General features: G+C 45.6%; 16 protein-coding genes. 12 read left to right on the top strand and 4 right to left on the bottom strand.

All coding sequences use genetic code 11. The features are described from left to right. The first annotated feature begins 5 nt into the window (after positions 1 to 5). From ACXAD8_RS07220 to ACXAD8_RS07185, 8 genes are read left to right on the top strand one after another with little or no spacing between them, the layout of a single operon-like run. On the top strand, positions 6 to 1,373 hold the full coding sequence (locus tag ACXAD8_RS07220; RefSeq protein WP_475226663.1) for a TldD/PmbA family protein: 1,368 nt from the start codon (positions 6 to 8) through the stop codon (positions 1,371 to 1,373). 6 nt (positions 1,374 to 1,379) lie between these two features. Continuing rightward, positions 1,380 to 2,078: a DUF4159 domain-containing protein gene (locus tag ACXAD8_RS07215; RefSeq protein ID WP_475226660.1), complete on the top strand. Its 699-nt coding sequence runs from the start codon at positions 1,380 to 1,382 to the stop codon at positions 2,076 to 2,078. Between the two features lie 10 nt (positions 2,079 to 2,088). Further along, a complete protein-coding gene (locus tag ACXAD8_RS07210) occupies positions 2,089 to 3,084 on the top strand; it encodes an AAA family ATPase (protein ID WP_475226658.1) in 996 nt (331 codons plus the stop codon). Positions 3,085 to 3,099: 15 nt separating this feature from the next. Beyond that, positions 3,100 to 3,996: a DUF58 domain-containing protein gene (locus ACXAD8_RS07205; protein ID WP_475226656.1), complete on the top strand. Its 897-nt coding sequence runs from the start codon at positions 3,100 to 3,102 to the stop codon at positions 3,994 to 3,996. Continuing rightward, entirely contained in the window at positions 3,993 to 5,096 is a 1,104-nt protein-coding gene (locus tag ACXAD8_RS07200) for a BatA domain-containing protein (RefSeq protein WP_475226654.1), read from the top strand. The genes ACXAD8_RS07205 and ACXAD8_RS07200 overlap by 4 nt, the downstream gene beginning before the upstream one ends. After that, positions 5,093 to 7,372, top strand: a complete 2,280-nt coding sequence (locus ACXAD8_RS07195; protein ID WP_475226652.1) for a hypothetical protein — start codon at positions 5,093 to 5,095, stop codon at positions 7,370 to 7,372. Before ACXAD8_RS07200 ends, ACXAD8_RS07195 begins: the two co-directional genes overlap by 4 nt. Beyond that, positions 7,369 to 9,120 (top strand): hypothetical protein, encoded by a 1,752-nt coding sequence (locus tag ACXAD8_RS07190; protein WP_475226649.1) that lies wholly within the window; start codon positions 7,369 to 7,371, stop codon positions 9,118 to 9,120. Before ACXAD8_RS07195 ends, ACXAD8_RS07190 begins: the two co-directional genes overlap by 4 nt. Next, a complete protein-coding gene (locus tag ACXAD8_RS07185; protein WP_475226648.1) occupies positions 9,078 to 9,395 on the top strand; it encodes a GIY-YIG nuclease family protein in 318 nt (105 codons plus the stop codon). The genes ACXAD8_RS07190 and ACXAD8_RS07185 overlap by 43 nt, the downstream gene beginning before the upstream one ends. Positions 9,396 to 9,440: 45 nt before the next feature. On the opposite strand, the gene ACXAD8_RS07180 is transcribed toward ACXAD8_RS07185, so the two are convergent. The 4 genes from ACXAD8_RS07180 to ACXAD8_RS07165 form a co-directional block, all read right to left on the bottom strand. Then, a complete protein-coding gene (locus tag ACXAD8_RS07180; RefSeq protein WP_475226646.1) occupies positions 9,441 to 10,043 on the bottom strand; it encodes an NADPH-dependent FMN reductase in 603 nt (200 codons plus the stop codon). Beyond that, a complete protein-coding gene (locus ACXAD8_RS07175; RefSeq protein ID WP_475226643.1) occupies positions 10,040 to 11,812 on the bottom strand; it encodes an aromatic amino acid hydroxylase in 1,773 nt (590 codons plus the stop codon). Before ACXAD8_RS07175 ends, ACXAD8_RS07180 begins: the two co-directional genes overlap by 4 nt. A 198-nt stretch (positions 11,813 to 12,010) precedes the next feature. After that, on the bottom strand, positions 12,011 to 12,703 hold the full coding sequence (locus ACXAD8_RS07170; protein ID WP_475226641.1) for a substrate-binding periplasmic protein: 693 nt from the start codon (positions 12,701 to 12,703) through the stop codon (positions 12,011 to 12,013). A 96-nt stretch (positions 12,704 to 12,799) separates the two neighbouring features. Beyond that, positions 12,800 to 13,327: a nicotinate-nicotinamide nucleotide adenylyltransferase gene (locus ACXAD8_RS07165; protein WP_475226639.1), complete on the bottom strand. Its 528-nt coding sequence runs from the start codon at positions 13,325 to 13,327 to the stop codon at positions 12,800 to 12,802. A gap of 368 nt (positions 13,328 to 13,695) precedes the next feature. On the opposite strand from ACXAD8_RS07165, the gene ACXAD8_RS07160 reads away from it, so the two are divergent. The 4 genes from ACXAD8_RS07160 (at position 13,696) to ACXAD8_RS07145 (ending at position 18,510) form a co-directional block, all read left to right on the top strand. Beyond that, a complete protein-coding gene (locus tag ACXAD8_RS07160; RefSeq protein WP_475226637.1) occupies positions 13,696 to 15,165 on the top strand; it encodes a COG3014 family protein in 1,470 nt (489 codons plus the stop codon). Positions 15,166 to 15,181: 16 nt separating this feature from the next. Continuing rightward, positions 15,182 to 15,802: a penicillin-binding protein activator LpoB gene (gene lpoB / locus ACXAD8_RS07155; protein ID WP_475226634.1), complete on the top strand. Its 621-nt coding sequence runs from the start codon at positions 15,182 to 15,184 to the stop codon at positions 15,800 to 15,802. A gap of 76 nt (positions 15,803 to 15,878) precedes the next feature. Then, positions 15,879 to 17,303: a DUF6844 domain-containing protein gene (locus tag ACXAD8_RS07150; RefSeq protein WP_475226632.1), complete on the top strand. Its 1,425-nt coding sequence runs from the start codon at positions 15,879 to 15,881 to the stop codon at positions 17,301 to 17,303. Further along, positions 17,278 to 18,510, top strand: coding sequence for a CsgG/HfaB family protein (locus tag ACXAD8_RS07145; protein ID WP_475226630.1), 1,233 nt, complete (start codon positions 17,278 to 17,280; stop codon positions 18,508 to 18,510). Before ACXAD8_RS07150 ends, ACXAD8_RS07145 begins: the two co-directional genes overlap by 26 nt. Positions 18,511 to 18,542 lie beyond the last annotated feature (32 nt).

Below are 18,542 nucleotides of genomic sequence, written 5' to 3'. Positions count from 1 at the left end.
ATAAAATGGCTATTATCAGCGAAAAAGAAGCAAAAGAATTATTGGTCAAAGTGTTGTCATTCTCCAAAGCCGATGAATGCGAATGTAATTTATCCGGCAGCCTGGAAGGCAATGTGCGTTATGCCAGAAATACGGTATCTACCGCTGGCGAAGTAAGTGATGTTACCCTGGTAGTACAATCTTCTTTTGGTAAGAAGACCGGTGTGGCAACGATAAATGAGTTTGATGACGCCTCACTGAAAAAAGTGGTGCGTCGCTCGGAAGAGTTGGCCAAACTCGCACCGGAAAACCCTGAGTTTATGCCGGTCCTGGAACCGCAGAAATACAAAAAGGTCAATGGACATTCTACCACTACTGCGGCGATTACCCCTGACATTCGGGCCAATATGGCCAACGACAGTATCTCTTTGTCGAAAAAGGGCAAGCTGGTGGTATCCGGCTTTATTAATGACAGCGAATCCTTTGTCGCCATCATGAATAACAAGGGACTATTTGCCTACGATACCAATACCAACATCGATTTTACTGCGACATTGCGTACCGAAGACGGTAAAGGCTCTGGCTGGGTAACCCGTGATTTCACAGACTCATCTAAACTGGATACTAAGTCAGCCACAAGCATTGCCATTAAAAAGGCCAAAGGCTCGGTGGATGCTAAGGAAATGGAGCCCGGTAAATACACAGTGATCCTGGAGCCTGCGGCCACAGTGCAACTGATTTCTAACATGTTTAATGCCATGGATCAGCGCAGTGCCGATGAAGGGCGAAGCTTTTTGAGTATTAAACCCCAGGATCGCAAAGAAGACGGCCCACTGAACAAGCTGGGACAGAAAATGTTTGATGAGCGGGTTACTCTGTATTCTGATCCGCAAAACAGCGAAGTTCCTACGGCCCCCTTTGCTGCTGATGGTCATGCGGTGGACAAAACCGTTTGGATCGAGAAAGGGGTAGTGAAAAACATGCCGAATTCTCGTTACTGGGCGCAAAAAACCGGAACCGAATACAAGCCGACTCACTATACTGGCGGTGGTATATTTGGTGGTAATACCCAGATTATTATGGAAGGCGGCAATGATTCGCTGGAAGAAATGATTAAGAACACCCGCAAGGGCATTCTGGTTACCCGCTTGTGGTACATTCGCCAGCTCGACCCGCAGTCCCTGATGTACACCGGGTTAACCCGTGATGGCACATTTTATGTGGAAAACGGTGAAATTAAGTATCCGGTGAAGAACTTCCGTTTCAACGAAAGTCCTATCATTATGTTGAACAATATTGAAGCCATGGGTAAACCAGTGCGAATCAACGGTGGTCTGATTCCGCCCATGAAGATCCGCGACTTTACCTTCAGTAGTTTGTCAGACGCAGTGTAAGTCGATATGCACATTAAGCGGCGACGCTTTTTACAACAGTTAGCGGCCTTATCGGCCGCTTCTGCTTTCCCCCCTCTGAGCTTTGCAGACGATTACGACTTTTACTTTACCCGTTTGAGTTATGAATCTGGCGATTGGGATGTGGATGAGCGCACTCCGGCAAATATTTTAAATTCGTTAATTGAATACACTCACCTGAGAGTGGACTTGACCGAGCGAATTTTGCCGTTGGCAGACCCGCGTATGTTAAATAGCCCTTTCTGTTACATGGCAGGGCATAAACTGGTGCAGTTTAATCTGGAAGAGCGCAATAACTTTGAACAGTACGTGCGCAATGGTGGTTTCGTGTTTGTAGACGATTGCAATCACGATATCGACGGGTTATTTGCCCGTAGTTTTGAACAACAAATGGCGGACATCTTTGGTGAGTCTGCATTGAAAAAAATCCCCAATGATCATCCATTGTATTCCAGTTTTTTTGCTTTTGACGGACCACCGAGGACGTCCTACGAGTTGAATGGCTGGGGAGATGATTTAGTGCATGAGTATCTCAAAGCCATAGAGATTAACGGTAAAATCGCCGTACTTTACAGTAACAAAGATTATGGTTGTGAGTGGGACTATGACTTTCGCAATAAACGCTGGTTACGGGTGGACAATACCCGTTTTGCTGTAAATATCGTCATGTATGCACTGACAGCATAGGAATAACAAGATGGAAAACAAATCGCTGCAAAATAAATCATTGGATAGCCTCCAGTTAGTAGTTGAAGAAATTGGTAAACGCATCGTTGGCCAGAAAACAGTAATCGAACAGGTACTGGTGTGCTTGTTAGCCCGAGGCCATTGTTTGCTGGAAGGCGCACCAGGTCTGGCTAAAACTCTGCTGGCTTCGTCGTTGGCTGAGACCCTGGAGCAAAGTTTCCAGCGATTGCAATTTACACCTGATTTGATGCCCAGCGATATCGTGGGTACCGAATTGCTGGAAGAGATACACGCCACCGGCAAGCGGGAATTCAACTTTATTAAAGGACCAGTGTTTACCCATTTTTTACTGGCTGACGAAATCAACCGTACACCGCCTAAAACACAGGCCGCGTTACTGGAAGCCATGCAGGAAAAACAGGTGACCTATGCCGGGAAGCGTTATTCATTGCCAGATCCTTTCTTTGTTTTGGCAACTCAAAATCCGGTGGAACAATCGGGTACCTATCCTTTACCAGAAGCGCAATTGGACCGCTTTTTAATGTTGGTAAAGGTGGATTACCCCAGTGCTAAAGAAGAGCTGCAAGTCCTGCAGCGCACCACAGGTAATTATTCGGCTACCCTGAATGCGCTGTTGAATTCCGAACAGATCATCGAATTACAGCAGCTGGTCAAAGAGGTAGTAATTGCACCGGAATTGTTGGAGTTCGCAGTGCAGCTAGTGCGCAATACCCGACCGGTGGAAAGCACCCATGAAATGATCAATAAATATGTAATTTGGGGGGCAGGACCAAGGGCCGGGCAGGCTTTGGTATTGTGTGCTAAGGCCAAAGCACTGATTGCCGGGCGCTTTGCTGTGACCCTGGATGATTTAAAATCTGTTGCCGCCAGTGTGTTGCGACATCGAATTCTATTAAACTTTCATGCTGAAGCAGATAAGCAAAGCGCAGACGCCATCATTGAGCAGCTCTGGCAAGACAGTCTCAAAGGCCAGTCGTTTTTGTAATTGGGAACTGATTTCATGGCGTTACCCGAAGAGCTGCTGGCACTGTTGCAGTACGATGATCTGGAGTTTGTTTCTCGCACCATTGCCGAAGGTTATTTAAGCGGTCATCACCCCAGTGTACGCAAAGGCGTGGGCACCGACTTCAACCAGTATAAGGTGTACCAACAGGGAGATGAAGCCGCCAAAATTGACTGGAAGCTGTTTGCCCGTAGTGATAAGTACTTTGTGCGGGAGGCTGAGAGGGAAAGTGAAAGAAGCATTCACTTTATTCTGGATAGCAGCGCTTCTATGAACTTTATCAGCCAGACTCAGGGAACCCTTAGCAAATTTAGTTATGGTAAGTATCTGACCGGAGCGCTGGCTTATCTGGCGCAGAAACAAGGCGATCCTTTTTCACTGACATTAATCAATAATAATGGTCCGGATATTACAGGAACTGGCAGTGGGCGGACTCACTGGTACAGGGTGTTGCATACGCTACAGCAACACAATAGCAACGGTTCGTTTCCCAAGAACAGCTGGCAATCACATCTTTCTGGCCTGATTAGCAAAGCCTGCATGGTGGTGTTTATCAGTGACTGTTATCAATCAGGTACTGAAATCACTGACTGTCTGTCTCACCTCAAGCATCAAAAAAATGATGTACTGCTGTTTCACCTGCACTCTGAGGAGGAGTTGCAATTTGATTACCGTGGTTTTATTAAATTCGAAGATCTGGAAACCGGCGAAATCAGAAAGGTTAATGCCAACAATGTTAAAGCCGGATTTTTAGCAGAACAACAAGCCTGGCTAGAGCAATTGGCCAGCCACTGCGACCAGCGGGGTATCAATCTACAACGCTTGTCGGTGGACCGCGATTTCAGTGAAGCCATCAGCCACTTTTTACAGCAGCGCACGAGGCACGGACGATGAGTTTCTTAGTGCCTTTGGGCTTGTTGTTTGCGGTTGCGATAGTGGTGCCGGTTATCATTCATTTGTTGGATCCCGACAAAGGCAAACACATCTATCTGGGCAGTTTGCAATTTTTACTGAAGGCTAAACAAACTCAGCAGCCCAACTACCGAATTCAGCAATGGCTATTATTGTTGTTGCGCTGTGCGATGATCTTGTTGCTGGCTTTGCTGCTGGCGCAATGGTTATTACCAATCCCCAAATCCTCGCAAACTTATGTCCTGGCACCCAGCGACTGGCCGGTGAATTTCTCAGGACAACATCAAAACCAATATGCAGACCTCTTGAGTGAGGGAGCCAGACTTATAAGCAAAGACTTTAGTGGTTCAGAATTAATGGCGACCCTGGCGCAGTTGCCACCTGGCAGTCAACAACATGTATTTGTTACTAATAACGTTGCACTATTGCCGGAAATGAGAGTAGCGGGCCGGGATAGTATTTACTGGTACATAGCTGAGCAGTATCAGGGGCCTGCGGATACCGCACGCTGGTTAATTATAGCATCTGGCACGACGCAACCGCTGGCACAGCAAATGGCGCAGAAACTACAGGCTTTGCCAAAGTTACAGGTGGATGTGCAATTGTATTCAACCAGCAGGGCTGAAACTCATAGTTATGATATGTTAATCAATCTCAGTGGACAGCCATTGCAGCAACAGCTTCTATCTGCATTAAAGCCCGCCGCACAGCTACTGAGTCATGCAGAAGAACCCTATGTAGACTCTCTGGACGCTGAATTTACCGAAGATGGTACTCCGCTGACGCTGAGCCGGGTATTGTCAGGACGGATACAGCATTTGTTTCATCCGCAATTGCTTGAGCAACTGGAGACCTGGATACAACAACCCTGGTTTGCGCATTCTTTATTTGCTTTGTATCTCAAAGCCAGTAACGAAGGTCCCATGGCGGCAAATGTTGTCAGCGAACAACTAGAGCAATCTCAATCCAATGTGCCGATTAAACAGCCCTGGAACGAACTATTACTGTCTCTGTTATTGTTGCTGTGGGCTTTAGAACGACTGCTGAGTTTCCGACTGAATCAACAGAGGCTGGCAGAATGAATCAGTTGGCCGTATTTCAGTCGATTTTGCGCAGACGCAGAGTCTCAGAAGCAATCCTGTTATGGTTATCTTTGTCACTGTTTTGCGCGTCTTTCGGCAAAATGCTGGTGGATATACAAGTTCTTAATTCTGTGTCGTTAGCCCTTGGTGCTGTTGGGCTGAGCAGTGCCTTGCTTTTGTTGGTATTTATCCTATCCGGTAGGTTTAGTTTGGTGCCATTGCAGACATTGGCCAGGCACCTGAATCAACATTTTGATTCTCTGCAATACAGCACTCAGCTGTTATTGCTAGAACGTGACTTAAATCGTTTGGAGCAGTTGCAAAAAGCCAGAACTCAGGCGATGTTGGGTCAGATAACCCTGGAGCAATTTAAACAAACACTACCACCGTTTCATTATAAAAAGGCGGCGATACTGTTAATACTCTCTACTGTACTCTGGCTGCCACTGTATTCGTCCACTTTACCAACCAAAGAGCCAGGTAATAAGCCACAATCTGTCGTGCTGCAGAAAACCCAGGTGCGGGTCAATGCCCCCGATTACATGCAATTGCCGGTTCAACAATCTGAGCAGCTTAATATCGAAAGTTGGCAAGGCAGCGAAATTGAGTGGCTATTGAGTTTTAACCAGCCGGTTGATTTGCTTACTTTGAAGTTATCCGACGGTGAAACACTGATACCTCAATGGCAGGACAACACAGCGCGATTTAAAACGAGAGTGACCCAGAGTCAGAGTTATCATTTGCGGATAGCGGATAAGGTGTATCAACAGGGCTTTTACAGCATATTGGTGCAGCCAGACCGACCACCCAATGTGCGCTTTTCAGAATTGCCTTCATCTACCTTGGTGTTTGCCAGAGAGCAACAACCGCAATTGCAGCTAAGCATGGTACTCACTGATGATTTTGGATTGTCAGAGGCCAGAGTGAGAATGTCTTTAGCTCGAGGCAGTGGGGAGGCGGTAAAGTTTCGTGACCTTGAACGGCCATTAGATAATTTTCAATCCAATAAAAAGCAGCAGGCACTGCAAATTGACTGGGATTTAACAAGTCTGGATATGACTCCCGGCGATGAGCTTTATCTGAGTATTGTGGCCTGGGATAATTTACCGTCAGCTCCACAAGAAGGTAAGTCTCCCACCTTGATTGTGAAATGGTTGGATGAAGAAGCCGCGACAATCACCGCGGAGGGCATAGTGACGGACCTGGAATTAGAATATTTTAAAAGCCAGCGACAAATTATTATTGAAACCAAACAGTTGATGCAGGACAAAGAGCAACTGGACAAGGCCGTATTTAATGAAACCTCCCGTCAGCTGGGACTGGCCCAATCGGATCTTAAGCAACGCTATGGACAGTATTTAGGAGATGAATTTGAAGGCGTCGACATGTATGTGGAATCGGATCCTGAGCACCATGAAGACGAGCACGAACATTCAAAACAGCACCACAAAGCACAAGAGCAACAGCCACAAAGTCAGTTTGCACCACATCTGAACTCTGGTAGTCATGAGCATGAATCCGAGACAGAGCAATCCCCCAAGCCTGAATTATCGCATCAGGCAGGGCATGGACATCATGAGCACGGTGAAGACAGCACCAGTGGTGATTTGAGTGGCAGGATGGCTCTAATCAATCAATACGGACATAATCATGGCGATGCCGATATTGGTCCGGTAATTAAATATAATCCCAGAGCTTATATGAAGCGCTCAGTGGAACAAATGTGGAGTGCCGAATTACACCTGATGTTGGGAGAGCCGGACAAGGCATTACCATTTGAAGAAGAAGCTCTGAAGTATCTGAAACTGGCGCGCCAGGCGGATCGTATTTTCGTTAAACGGTTGGGATTTGAACCGCCACCTGTTTCAGAGGATAAGAGGTTAACGGGTGAACTCGATGAGGTGTTAAGCCCGCAAACAGAAGTGCAGTTTCAGGCAGATGATAATAGCCAGGCACTATTGTTGAGCGCCTACCGCGCGGTAGCGTTGGGAAGCGGTGCTGTGGATGCGGATACAGCAAAATTATTAACAGAAGTACTGGCATGGATTAGAACTCAGGTTCCGTCCCGTCCTGCGTTAATCCAGACCCAGGTACAAATGGAGACGGTGCTCGCCAACCAACAATACCAACCGCCAGGTTGTCAGGACTGTCAAACACAACTGGCGCAAAAATTCTGGCAGCTACTGGCTGAGCCACAGGCGGTACCTTTTATCTATCACCGGGATTATTTAAGTTCGGAAGTAATTGACACCAACCAAACCCAGGAGGCATTGTGATTGTCGAGGCGCTTTCATGGTGGCAATGGATGTTGTTATTTGCTCTGTTGCTGATTGGCAGTTTTGCATTGCGATTGACCCTGAAGCAAGGCCAAAACAGTGCTTCTGCTAATGCCCTTGTTGTGCTGGCCTATGTGGGTATTGTGCTGGCAATCAGTGGCTTAATACTGCAACCCAAAATAGCGGATAACGAAAAGCAGATGATCACACTGCATCTGCCGAATGCCCAGCCTATGCAGGTGTTGCCCAAAGGGCACAACCTGAGTATGGGTGTTAACCCCGATTTTCCGGATATGTCCACGGTAATGAGTTTACAAGCCCTGTCGGTGTTATATCCAAACATGTCGCGCTTACAGCTAAATGGCACGCAATTACCATCCTATGCGCTGTCCCAATTAGGTGTAGACAGCATCATTGCGATGCAAGAGATACCACAACAGGGATTGAGCCAGCTTAACTGGCAAAAGCAATTGTATCGGGGCCAAACCTTAACCATTGAAGGGAACTATCATTTCACAGACAAGCCGTTACACAAGCTGACATTGTTGGATATTGCCGGAGAGGTGGTAGCGAGTATTACCGTTAAATCCGGTGACTCTTTTGTTTTTCAAATACTGCCTAAGGCTGTTGGGCCGGTACATTATCAATTAAAAAATGCTGACGACGCTTTACTGGCGGATCTGCATCTCTACGTGCAAGACGGGACTCAGGAAAATACCCTGATTTGGGCTTCAGCACCTGATGCCGAACTCAACAATCTGAAAAACTGGTTGTTGGCTGGTGGCCAGTCGGTGCTGACAAACATCGACATCAGCGCAAACAAAACTCTGACGCAAAAATCCGATAGCGCGCAAACTCCTGAAAACAGTCGACTTGTTGTGATGGACGGGCGCAAGCTGACCCGGCTAAATTCCCTGCAATTGGCGAGTCTGGAGGATGATATTAAAAGCGGGAAAGGACTTATTGTTTTGGCAGATACGGAGCTGCCTGATTTTGCCTGGCTGCAGAAATTGGGCATTGAATTGGAAAATTATCAACGCGAAGAACAAAATGTTCAGCTGTTTAGCTTGCCTGATTTTCAGTTTGACGCGGCACTGAATGTGGCGGATTTAGCTTTTTCGGATACTAGTGCTGAAAATGCCTTAATTTACAATGGCCTGGGGCAGGTGTTAGCGGTTAAGCAGCGATTAGGCGCTGGCCACATAGTTGTCAGCTTGTTATCCGACAGCTTTACTTTGCAACGTCAACAGCAACAAACTGCATACAGTCGTTACTGGCAAACACTGATCTCTGCTGCATTGCCAGTCCATGAACAGGGGCGTATATTGCCTTTGCAGAAAGGTGTGATTACTCATGTGAATTTGCGCACCAAAGTCTGTGCATTGGTAACTAATCCCAATGCCAAACTCAGGGTTGAATCTGCAAACGAGAGCTATTTTGTTCCCTTATCTACATTGCCTCAAAGAGAATCAATGGCCTGTGGCTATTTCTGGCCGACGCAACCCGGTTGGTATCAATTGATTCTGCAAGATGGCGCTTTTACTGATACAGCCGGGATCTATGCTTATCCTGCTGATGCTTTTGCGGATATCCACTCCTTTCAGCTGCATCAATACATCAAGGAATTAGACAACTACAACAGAACTAAAGAAGATAAATGGGAAATCCACTATCGTCCTGTTCCTGCTTATTGGTTTGCCTTGTTATGGCTTGGCAGCGCCGCTTATCTTTGGTGGCGAAAACGCTGATGTGGTTTGTTTATCTGTTAAGAGTGAAAAAAACACAGGCGCTGTATTGTGGTATTAGTAATGACCTGGAGAGCCGAATGGTTGCCCATCGCAAGGGGACGGGAGCTAAATATCTGCGCAACAAACCCTTTGAAATGGTGTGGTTTATGGCAGTTGAAGGACGTTCATTGGCATCAAAATACGAATACCAGATAAAAGCATTAACCAAAAAACAAAAAGAGAGGCTGGTAAAACAGGCACCAAAACCTATTTTCTTTGATTTTTCTGATGAGTAATAAAAAAGCACCACAAAATGTGGTGCTTGTAGTGAACCAGTTTTATTACATACCGTTTGGAAAATCACTCATGTCTGGCATCATTTCACGTGCGGTGCGCAACGCATCAGAATAAGCCAAAAGCATTCCGGCACAGGCTAAAGCGCGTTTGCCAATGTACTCTTCAGATTTCTTGTCGTCATCTTCTTTACCGTTGAAAATGCTGCTTACGTGGCGCACTATCAGGTGTTCCGGCAGGTAGCACAAACGACTGTTTTTGTAGCTGCTGGTACGCAGTTCGTTGATGGGATAACTGCCACCGACGCCCGCTGATACTGAAACAATCAGGCCTGGTTTATGAGCAAATTGCTTACTGGTAAATAACAAAAACAGGTTTTTAAGGGCGGAGGGTACCATGCCATGCCACTCAGGGCTTACCACCACAAAACCATCAGAGGATTCAAGTTGCTTTGCTACTTTATCGATAACCTCTTTTTCATCAGCTGTGTAAGATTCGCTCCAGAAAGGTAACTTTATTTCGGCTAAATCGATAATTTCAACACTGTCGCAGTTGGAGTGGGCTTCCAGTTTTTCTTTCATCACCTTGGAAATTTTCAGGCTCTCAGAACCTTCGCGGTGACTGCCGGAGATAATGGTAATTTTATTCATGCATTTGCCTTTTGCGCTGCAATTCTGTTTAACCCATAGCGGATCAGAATTTGGTTTTCGTGAGTTTCGTTATTTAACAAGTGGTTTAATCTGGTTTCCAGATCTCCGATTAGTGCCTTGTCCGCATTAACTTTGACGGCCAGCTCTAAAAGCTCAAAGATCAATAACCACTCATTCTCTACCGCATTTTGACAGGAGCGGATCAATTCTTCCACTTGAGTCGCAGTAGTGCTTTGATCTTCGCGGTATTGTCGGGTTTTTTGATATAAAGAAAACAACTGTGTTGTCACTTCATCGTAATCGCCGGCGATTGTAGCGGTATCCGAAGGATTGTTGTAAAGCGGATACTGGGCCGGGTCTGCTGAGCCACCGTACACCGAATCTATTTTATAACCAACCGCCATGTCAAAGGTTCCCCAGTCGGGATCGAACAAGGTGTTGTCGTCCAGATCGGAAACCCGGCAATCTTCGAAAGTGAATAACAGGTTTTTGCCATCGCGGCGGGTTATGTTTTTCAACAAACCTTTAACGGTAACACCAGATAGGAAGTTAAGCGTGACCCGTTTGCCTATCTCAATGCCTAAGTCACGTAAGTCATCCACGTGATAAGTGGACAAACAATTAGGGATTTGTACCAGTTTACCAACTGGACTGCCAAAGCCATGCTCGTGATACTCGATGCCATGACCGGTAAGTTGTTGCTCATCGTAGGCCAGTTGTGTTGGTCCGGTTGTTTTAATGTAAACCGGGTTGCCCATCGGATCGTACATTACATCGGTAAACAACCCGCTGACTTCCAGACCAGAGTTATAAACCGCAGTATTTACGGTCTCTGCCTTAATGGCCATGTCCAGTCCGTATTTACCGCCTTTGTAACAAGCCAGGTTTCTGGCAAATTCTTCGGCAACCTGACTGAGATGACGACAACTTCGCGCCACAAATAACTGAGGTTGCTCGCGGGTGATATCATAGTCTGTAGCTATGGCACGTAACGTCAGTGGGTGCTTTTTAACTTTTTCATCGTCCAGGCAGTTCAGGCTTTCTCCCAGTGAGGACAGCAAACCGGCGCCATAGATTTTATAATCATCAACGGTGCCCACTAAACCATACTCAGTGGTCCACCATTGCAGGCGGGACATCAGGGCTGCCTCAGAAAGTGGCTCTTCTTTTTTACGCTCAATGGCGTCTTTCAGGTGAGCTTCGGCAGCTTCGATTTCCTCGGCTTTTGCATTGGGACTCTCTTTCACGATAGATAAAGAGCGGATCGCTTCATAAACCTCAATATCGCCTTTATTGGTAATAACGCGACGACCTAACTCACCCATGCGTTGCAAGTATTCGGCATAATCGATATCGATAATAAAGGGAGCATGGCCCGCAGATTCGTGAATAATGTCCGGTGCTGGTGTATATAACATATGGGCATAGGAGCGAATGTTTACCGCTACTACAAGAACCCGGTGTGCCAGGAACTCAATAAAAATCGCAGGGGGGATAAAACCATCTACGACAGCTGCGCGCCAGCCGATTTCGCTAAGGTGTTGGTTCATCACCTCAATTTGGGGAATTTCTTCTATGTTGATACCTGTTCTGCGCAACCCTTCAAGATAAATAGGATGGGCTGACTCACTCAGGTTTTGTACCAATTGATGCATCAGAAAACGCCATACGGCTTGATCTCTTGGGGTGTAAAGCTGATAGTCTTGCCATGCAATAAAGGGGCGTAAATGTGAGGGCAGGCTGTCGATAATTTCTTGCTGTGAATTCACCTTGGATTCCTCGAATAAGATTTGCTCTTGGCCGTCTGCTGCACTGATTTAAAGCTGGTGGTTTAATTTTAGACGCGACGGCTGATGTTGGGGCACAAATCTAGAGAAATTTACTGAATGCAACAATAGAGCGGCGGGTTTGATATTAGCTTTACATGTTAAGAATTATTTACATCTTTGAATATTTTGTGCTTTTTATCAATCAAATAGCTGGCTTAGTTGTTCAATCACTGAGTCGCTGACCGAGGGGTTAGCTGCCAGCCAGGTATCAAATCGCATTTCGGGTAAGGGCAGTTTGTGACTGATTGTTTTTCCTTCTGTTAGGTAATCACGAGCCATCATATCGATGATATCAATATCCTCCACCACAAAATCGACTTTGAGTTTGTTGAGCAATCGCCAGGATTCTGTGATATCGGCGGTGACAAACAGGTTTTCATTTTCGGAAAATCCCATTTTTTTGAGATAGCTGTGGGCGATATCGTTGCGTTGCACAGCAATGGTATAGGCTCTGACGTCATCCAGGCTTTCGGCGATGATAAGTTCATTGATGCTTATCAAAGCAAAGTTAAATGAGTGCACTACTCCAATCCACTTAAACAGATGTTCACGCTCTGGAGTACGGGCAATATTGCTGATGAATACATTTTGTTCCGTCGCGGCCAGACTGTAGGCGCGATTCCATGGATAAACTTCGAATGAAGCTTTTAATTTGGCGGCCTTGAATTTCGAGCTAACCGCTAAGGCAACCGGGCCGCGTAATTCATTGTTGGCAATAAATTGAAATGGAGGGGAGGGCTCCATAACGACGCGAAACTCAGCCTGCGAGAAACCGCTGAAAAAAAGCATGATTAAAGCCAGCAATGTTCCCGACTTAGTTGTTAAGCTCATTCATGATACCTTTTACATCAAGGCAGACATAACTTTAGTAAAGTACATAGTCCAAGGTAACGCAATAAGATGTGTTTTTTATGACATATTGGTAACTTAGTTGACGGGTTTGTAGTAATTGCTGTTATAAATAATATTGGCCACTCCCTCTGTGACTAATTGGGAAATGGACGAACCATCCGCTATCGCTGTGCGAACCAGGGTTGAGCGAATAGCCTCTCTTTCGGGTACCGCAATAAGCTGCCATTGCTGAGTTATTTCTTCGGCCTTGTAGAATTTGTGCCAATTAGCCTGGTTATCCGGTCCAATGACAAATGCGAAGCTGTGTTCAGGGTGACTGTTTTGCAGATGAGTTAATACATCCCAGGTGAACACGGGTTTGTCTGCCTGAGCAATTTGTTTTTCTACGGCGCAAATGTACACATTGGGATTAGCAATATCATGATGAAAGGCGTTAAGTAATTTAAGGCGGGCATCATAGTCCAGCATTTGTTTACCAAACGCGTGCTGAAAAGAGGGTACTAACCAAACCTGATCAAAACCTTGTTGTAAGACATAATTGATGGCATCCAGGTGGCCTAAGGTTGGTGGATTAAAAGCCGAACCGAAAACTGCTACTTTCATTTAACGGTGAGATTTATTTCATTGAAATGATGTTGTGATACTGGCAACCATATCATAATTTGCGACATTTACTATTTGTCATAAAAAATTCATGCCTTTTGAGCCCGTTTATCGATGCAGCTTAAATACAGATAAATCGTGCATAAATCATCCATTTCTGTGTTTATAATTTCGGTTTAGTGTCATTACTGTGTTCTGAAATATATGTTCAGGTCATTGACAGCTTTTTTAAAAGTTGAGTATATTTAACCCGCAGGTCTGATTTGTAAGCAATTGTTACCAGGCCCTGTTCAGGGATTAATAAAAGAAAGGGATTTTTTGGTCATACCCTTCCCCCTGTTTATTCAACACAAGTTTCAGGAAATAAAATGAAAAAAGTACTAATTTGCATTTTGGTGGCAATGGCGATCTCCGGTTGTGCGTCTACAGGAAATGGTTCAAGTCCATTATCCGGTTTAACCTCAGGATTAGGTGGTGCGTTCAAATCAGATAGTGACTCAGTCAAATTCAGCAAACACATCGCTGCTGGTAGCGTTGATAATGCCCTGATATTAGCACTGGAAGAGGCTGATTATGATGCTGAGAAAAAAGTACTGGATGATCAGCTTTGGGGTATGCAAGCTGCGGCCATTTATCGCATGCAAGGCGACTATGTGCAGTCCAATCAATTCTTTGATTTAATCGAAGACATTATGTACAGCGAAGACACCGAGAATGTGGTGGAATCTGCGGGTGAAAGCATTGCTTCATCATTGACCAATGACACCTACATGGATTACGAGCAGGCGGTTTATGATTCAATAATGGTGAACACTTATAAGGCCATCAATTTCACAGCATTGGGTGACCATGCTAACGCCAGAGTTGAATGGAATCGAGCGGATGACAGACAACGTCGAGCCGCAGATTTCTTTGCCGAGCGAATTAATGAGAAGAAAGACGCCCAGGCCCAGGCAGCGGAAGAAGAGCAAGAAAAACTTGAGTCTGAAGAAAACAATCAGTCAGAAGATAATGTGGAAAAAAGTCTATCTGAGGCCGAAAAAATTCTGGCTAAAGAGGGCATTGATATGTCGGAGTGGTCTGCCTATGAGGGCTATATCAATCCGTTTTCGACTTTTATGCATGGCTTATTTTTCATGCTGACGGCCCAGGATTCTGCGGATTTGGGTAAAGCAGTAGACAGCTTCAAACGGGTTGCAGGTATCACCAATAGCACGGTGGCAAACGAGACTCAGGCACTAGCTGAACAGGTTCAGTCCGGCGATGCTCACCTCAATTCCATTAATAAAACCTGGGTAATTTTTGAATCTGGGGAAATGGCGAAACTGGATGAGTTCCGAATTGACCTGCCAGTGTTCCTGGTATCCAGCAATGTGAATTATGTGGGTATGGCATTGCCCAAGCTGGTGGAACAGCCAGACTATTTTAATGGCTTCACAGTAAATGGCCTGTCTTCTGAAGTGGTGGCTGATATGGATAAAATCATCAAGGCGGAATTTAAAGAAGAGTTCCCTTTGATTTTAACTCGCGAAATTACTCGCACTATTGTAAAAACAGTCGCTCAGAAACAGGTTAACGACAGTAATGCTTATTTAGGCTTTGCCACCGGTATTTTACAGGCTGCTACCACTGAAGCGGATACTCGTACCTGGAGCATTTTGCCAAAAACTTTTCAGGCTGTGATGCTGGATAATGATGGACAGTCTTCAATCAGCATAGATTCAGCTGGCTTAGTACAACCTGTAATGGTTGATATCGATCCCACTAAAAATAATATTGTTTATGTGAAAGCCATCAACTCAAATATTGCACCCAGTATCGAAGTTATCTCTCTTTAATAAGGAAACCAAATAAATGAAAAAGCTCTTAATTGCTACCACAATCCCGATGTTGTTGGCAGTATCTGGTTGTCAGTCTACGACTAAATATGTTTCAACCCATGATGAAGATACTGTGGTTATGGGACTGGCGCAGAGAGATTTTGAAGCAGCTGCCAATCAGGCGCTGGATGAAATCATCGCCAGCCCATTGTTGGTGCATCCTGATGCCGATAAAGGTGGACGTTACATTTTGTCTATCTACAACATCATTAACGACACCACTCAGCGCATTGACACCGATCAACTGGTGAAAAAGATCCGTGTCGGTCTGTTAAATAGCGGAAAGTTTTTGACTACAACGGCAGTGAACTTTACTGGTGCCGGACCTGAAGATACCAGTACGGCAAAATCACGTGAATTGCAAAACTCCAGTCTGATCAACCAAAACACCACCAAAAAAGATGGTCAGGTTTACGCGCCTGATTTCAGCTTGAGTGGCAAGATCATTCAGCGAACCAGTAAAGTCAGCAGTTCAAAACAACTGGTTGAGTATTATTTTCAGTTGACCATGACGCAACTGGAGACCGGATTAGCTTATTGGGAGGGAGAATATCCCATCGCTAAAACAGGTCGCAATGACTCTGTTTCATGGTAATTAGTGAGTAAAAACTGAAAAAGGCTTGTTAAAGCCTTTTTCTTTTTTGCCTAAAAACAACAAGAAAGGAATGCTTATGTGTAGCACTAAACATGTTTTGAATCTTATTTTTGGAATCACCTCTCTGACGCTTGCCGGACAAAGTGTAGCTCAATCAACCGCACAGGCGGGAGAAGTGCTGGATATTGTGATGCTTGAAGAGCAAGCCCAACAGCCTGCCGCCACCGGACAGGAAGTCGTCGAGGCGCAAGAGGAAAGGCCGGCGGATGCTGCTGCCTATGTAGATGAAAAAGCCCAGCAATATATCAGAGATAAACGCCGTAAATTTGCGTCACAGAATAAACAAGTATTTATGCATGCAGGGACTGCACTCATTAGTATCAGGCCTACTGAGGCCAGTTGGGGCGATGCTCGTGTTTTGGCCTACACTGAGGCGATGCAAAAAGCCCGCGAGGCTATGCTAAAACAGCTTTACACAAGTGTGGCTACCGAAACCATTCGCAAGAGCTTTAAATCCAATCGTTTACCGGAATTTACAGCAGAAGAACTGCAAGCTCAAAGTCAGTTTGAAGCTTTACTGGATAAGATTGTAGCCCTGGCTGATGCCACGGTGGATGGCGAATTGCGGGAACTTGGGGTTAACCCTGAGGAATATGATGCGGCCCCGCCTTCAAAGCGCAAAACCATGATGCAAAAAGCCGTTACCCAGACGGTTGAAACTGTGTCAATGGGGGACATTACCGGCACCCAGATTATGAAGTCTTACGAGAAAACAGACAGCAATGGCAATACCGCCGTATCTGTTGTTATCGCCACCTCGGTTAAGAAAAAGAACTTCCTGGCATCGCTGCGCAAGAGCAAAGGCAATATTGAACCGGAGCCGGAAAAGGCAAAACTGCCGGTATTGGATTATCTGGAGCAACATCAGGACAATCTGATGTATCAGATAGGGACAAAAATTCACTGGGATGAAAAGGGCTATCCGGTACTGCTGTCGTTTGGAATGGCAGGCAATGATTGCAATCCTGCTGACTATGAAGAATGCGTAGATAATCGCGAATTCAGTTACCTGGATGCCGAGCTAAATGCATTTGCTCACATCGCGGAAACCTATAACCTTGTGGGCAGAGTGGAAGCGGCCAGTAGCAGTACCAGTGACAAATCCCGAACGGCTTCCGCAACTATGAATTCACCGGGCGATATTGAAACTCAGGAGCAGACAGTGGCTAAAGTCATTAAAGAAATCAGCCAAATGTCGAAAGTTAGCTCGAATGTTAAGGGGTTGGTGGGATTGCAACAGGTTAAACGTTGGAGTGCCAAACATCCGGTTACTAATCGTGAAATTAATGGTGTTGTTTTGATGTGGCATCCGATGGCTGAGCAGGCCACTCGTGCATTTAAAAACAACAAAGAACTTAAGAAAAACAAATCATCAGGAACTCAGGCGACCATAACGCCAGTGTCAGGTGAAAGTGATGGAGCTGATGATGACGACTTTTAAAATTATCACTACGGCAGCTTTATTGCTGGTTAGTCATCTGGTCTTAGCAAAGGATGTCGCGGTGGAGTTAACTGCCAGGGGGCTGACCGAAGAAACTGCAATTGAAAAGGGCCTGGTGAGTGCGATTGCACAGGTTCATGGGGTTGATGTTAACAGTCAGTCGTGGCGTCAAGCCAATAAGCTCAAAGTTAACGGTGAATCGGTTGTCAGTGTTGCATTGGAAAACATCACCACCATGAAAACTCGCGGGCAAATCAAAAGTTATGAGGTGCTCAATAGCTTTTGTGATGAAGAATGCGAAGTGGATTTGCGGGTCGTTATTCCTAAGTATGACAGCCCCGGCTTGTCACCTGATAAGCGCCGTAAAATGGTGGTTGCACCATTTGAGGGGCGCTTTGGTAAGGAGTTTGCCGAGAACCTGCAAACCCATTTAGTACAATCCCGTCGTTTTGCCGTGCTTGACCGTGAGCACAATACCGAATACCAGAAAGAAAAAGCGCTACTGATGAGTGCAGACACGCCGCTAAGTGAGAAGGTGCGTTTATCTCAGGTGTTGGGACTAGATTATCTGGTGGTCGGTGAGGTGGCATTTTTCGATGATTCTCGCACCGAAGTGAATGAGTTTACCGGCGAGCGCAGTGAAATTCTCGATTTGTACAGCGAAGTCAGTTACAAGATCATTAATCTTGCCACCAGACAGGTTAAATGGCAGGACAAGACTACTCTGGACTCAGATATCACTGATCTTTATACCGCATCAAAGATTTCTCGTGATATTGTCAATGCCATCTATCCGCTAAAAGTGGTTTCAAATAGCCATAGTTCTGTGGTGCTTAATCAGGGCGGCAAAAGTCTGGAACCAGGGGAGCTGTTTGATGTTTTTGTGTTGGGAGAAAAACTGATAGATCCCTACACTAAAGAGTCTTTGGGTCATATGGAAATTCCGGTTGGACAGATAGCTGTTGTCAGAGTTACCTCGAAGCTGGCATACGCCAGTGTTGTTGCCGGGAATATAGAAGATATGGTGGCAGGCTCTATTGTTCGCCTGAGCAATGACATACCTGTATATCACGATGCTGAAAATCAACGCCTAATTCCTGAAAGCCCGAATCACAACCCGTCTTCAGCCGGTGGTATTGTAATCCCATCAACTAAAAGCAAGCCCAAGCCGTCGCCATCCGGTGGCGTGATCATTGATAATCAATAGAGTCATTAACAGCGTCCTTGAAAACTCAGGGG

Source organism: Planctobacterium sp. AWH2_060, assembly GCF_056158425.1.
This window is presented reverse-complemented; position numbering and strand designations above follow the sequence as displayed.

What these genes read in the sequence shown, in the direction of transcription:
- ACXAD8_RS07195 (WP_475226652.1), top strand. Translation starts at nt 5,093, where the DNA reads ATGAATCAGTTGGCCGTATTTCAGTCGATTTTGCGCAGACGCAGAGTC.
- ACXAD8_RS07170 (WP_475226641.1), bottom strand. Translation starts at nt 12,703, where the DNA reads ATGAGCTTAACAACTAAGTCGGGAACATTGCTGGCTTTAATCATGCTT.
- ACXAD8_RS07165 (WP_475226639.1), bottom strand. Translation starts at nt 13,327, where the DNA reads ATGAAAGTAGCAGTTTTCGGTTCGGCTTTTAATCCACCAACCTTAGGC.
- ACXAD8_RS07210 (WP_475226658.1), top strand. Translation starts at nt 2,089, where the DNA reads ATGGAAAACAAATCGCTGCAAAATAAATCATTGGATAGCCTCCAGTTA.
- ACXAD8_RS07215 (WP_475226660.1), top strand. Translation starts at nt 1,380, where the DNA reads ATGCACATTAAGCGGCGACGCTTTTTACAACAGTTAGCGGCCTTATCG.
- ACXAD8_RS07220 (WP_475226663.1), top strand. Translation starts at nt 6, where the DNA reads ATGGCTATTATCAGCGAAAAAGAAGCAAAAGAATTATTGGTCAAAGTG.
- lpoB (WP_475226634.1), top strand. Translation starts at nt 15,182, where the DNA reads ATGAAAAAGCTCTTAATTGCTACCACAATCCCGATGTTGTTGGCAGTA.
- ACXAD8_RS07180 (WP_475226646.1), bottom strand. Translation starts at nt 10,043, where the DNA reads ATGAATAAAATTACCATTATCTCCGGCAGTCACCGCGAAGGTTCTGAG.
- ACXAD8_RS07205 (WP_475226656.1), top strand. Translation starts at nt 3,100, where the DNA reads ATGGCGTTACCCGAAGAGCTGCTGGCACTGTTGCAGTACGATGATCTG.
- ACXAD8_RS07145 (WP_475226630.1), top strand. Translation starts at nt 17,278, where the DNA reads ATGGAGCTGATGATGACGACTTTTAAAATTATCACTACGGCAGCTTTA.
- ACXAD8_RS07185 (WP_475226648.1), top strand. Translation starts at nt 9,078, where the DNA reads ATGGCTTGGCAGCGCCGCTTATCTTTGGTGGCGAAAACGCTGATGTGG.
- ACXAD8_RS07150 (WP_475226632.1), top strand. Translation starts at nt 15,879, where the DNA reads ATGTGTAGCACTAAACATGTTTTGAATCTTATTTTTGGAATCACCTCT.
- ACXAD8_RS07200 (WP_475226654.1), top strand. Translation starts at nt 3,993, where the DNA reads ATGAGTTTCTTAGTGCCTTTGGGCTTGTTGTTTGCGGTTGCGATAGTG.
- ACXAD8_RS07160 (WP_475226637.1), top strand. Translation starts at nt 13,696, where the DNA reads ATGAAAAAAGTACTAATTTGCATTTTGGTGGCAATGGCGATCTCCGGT.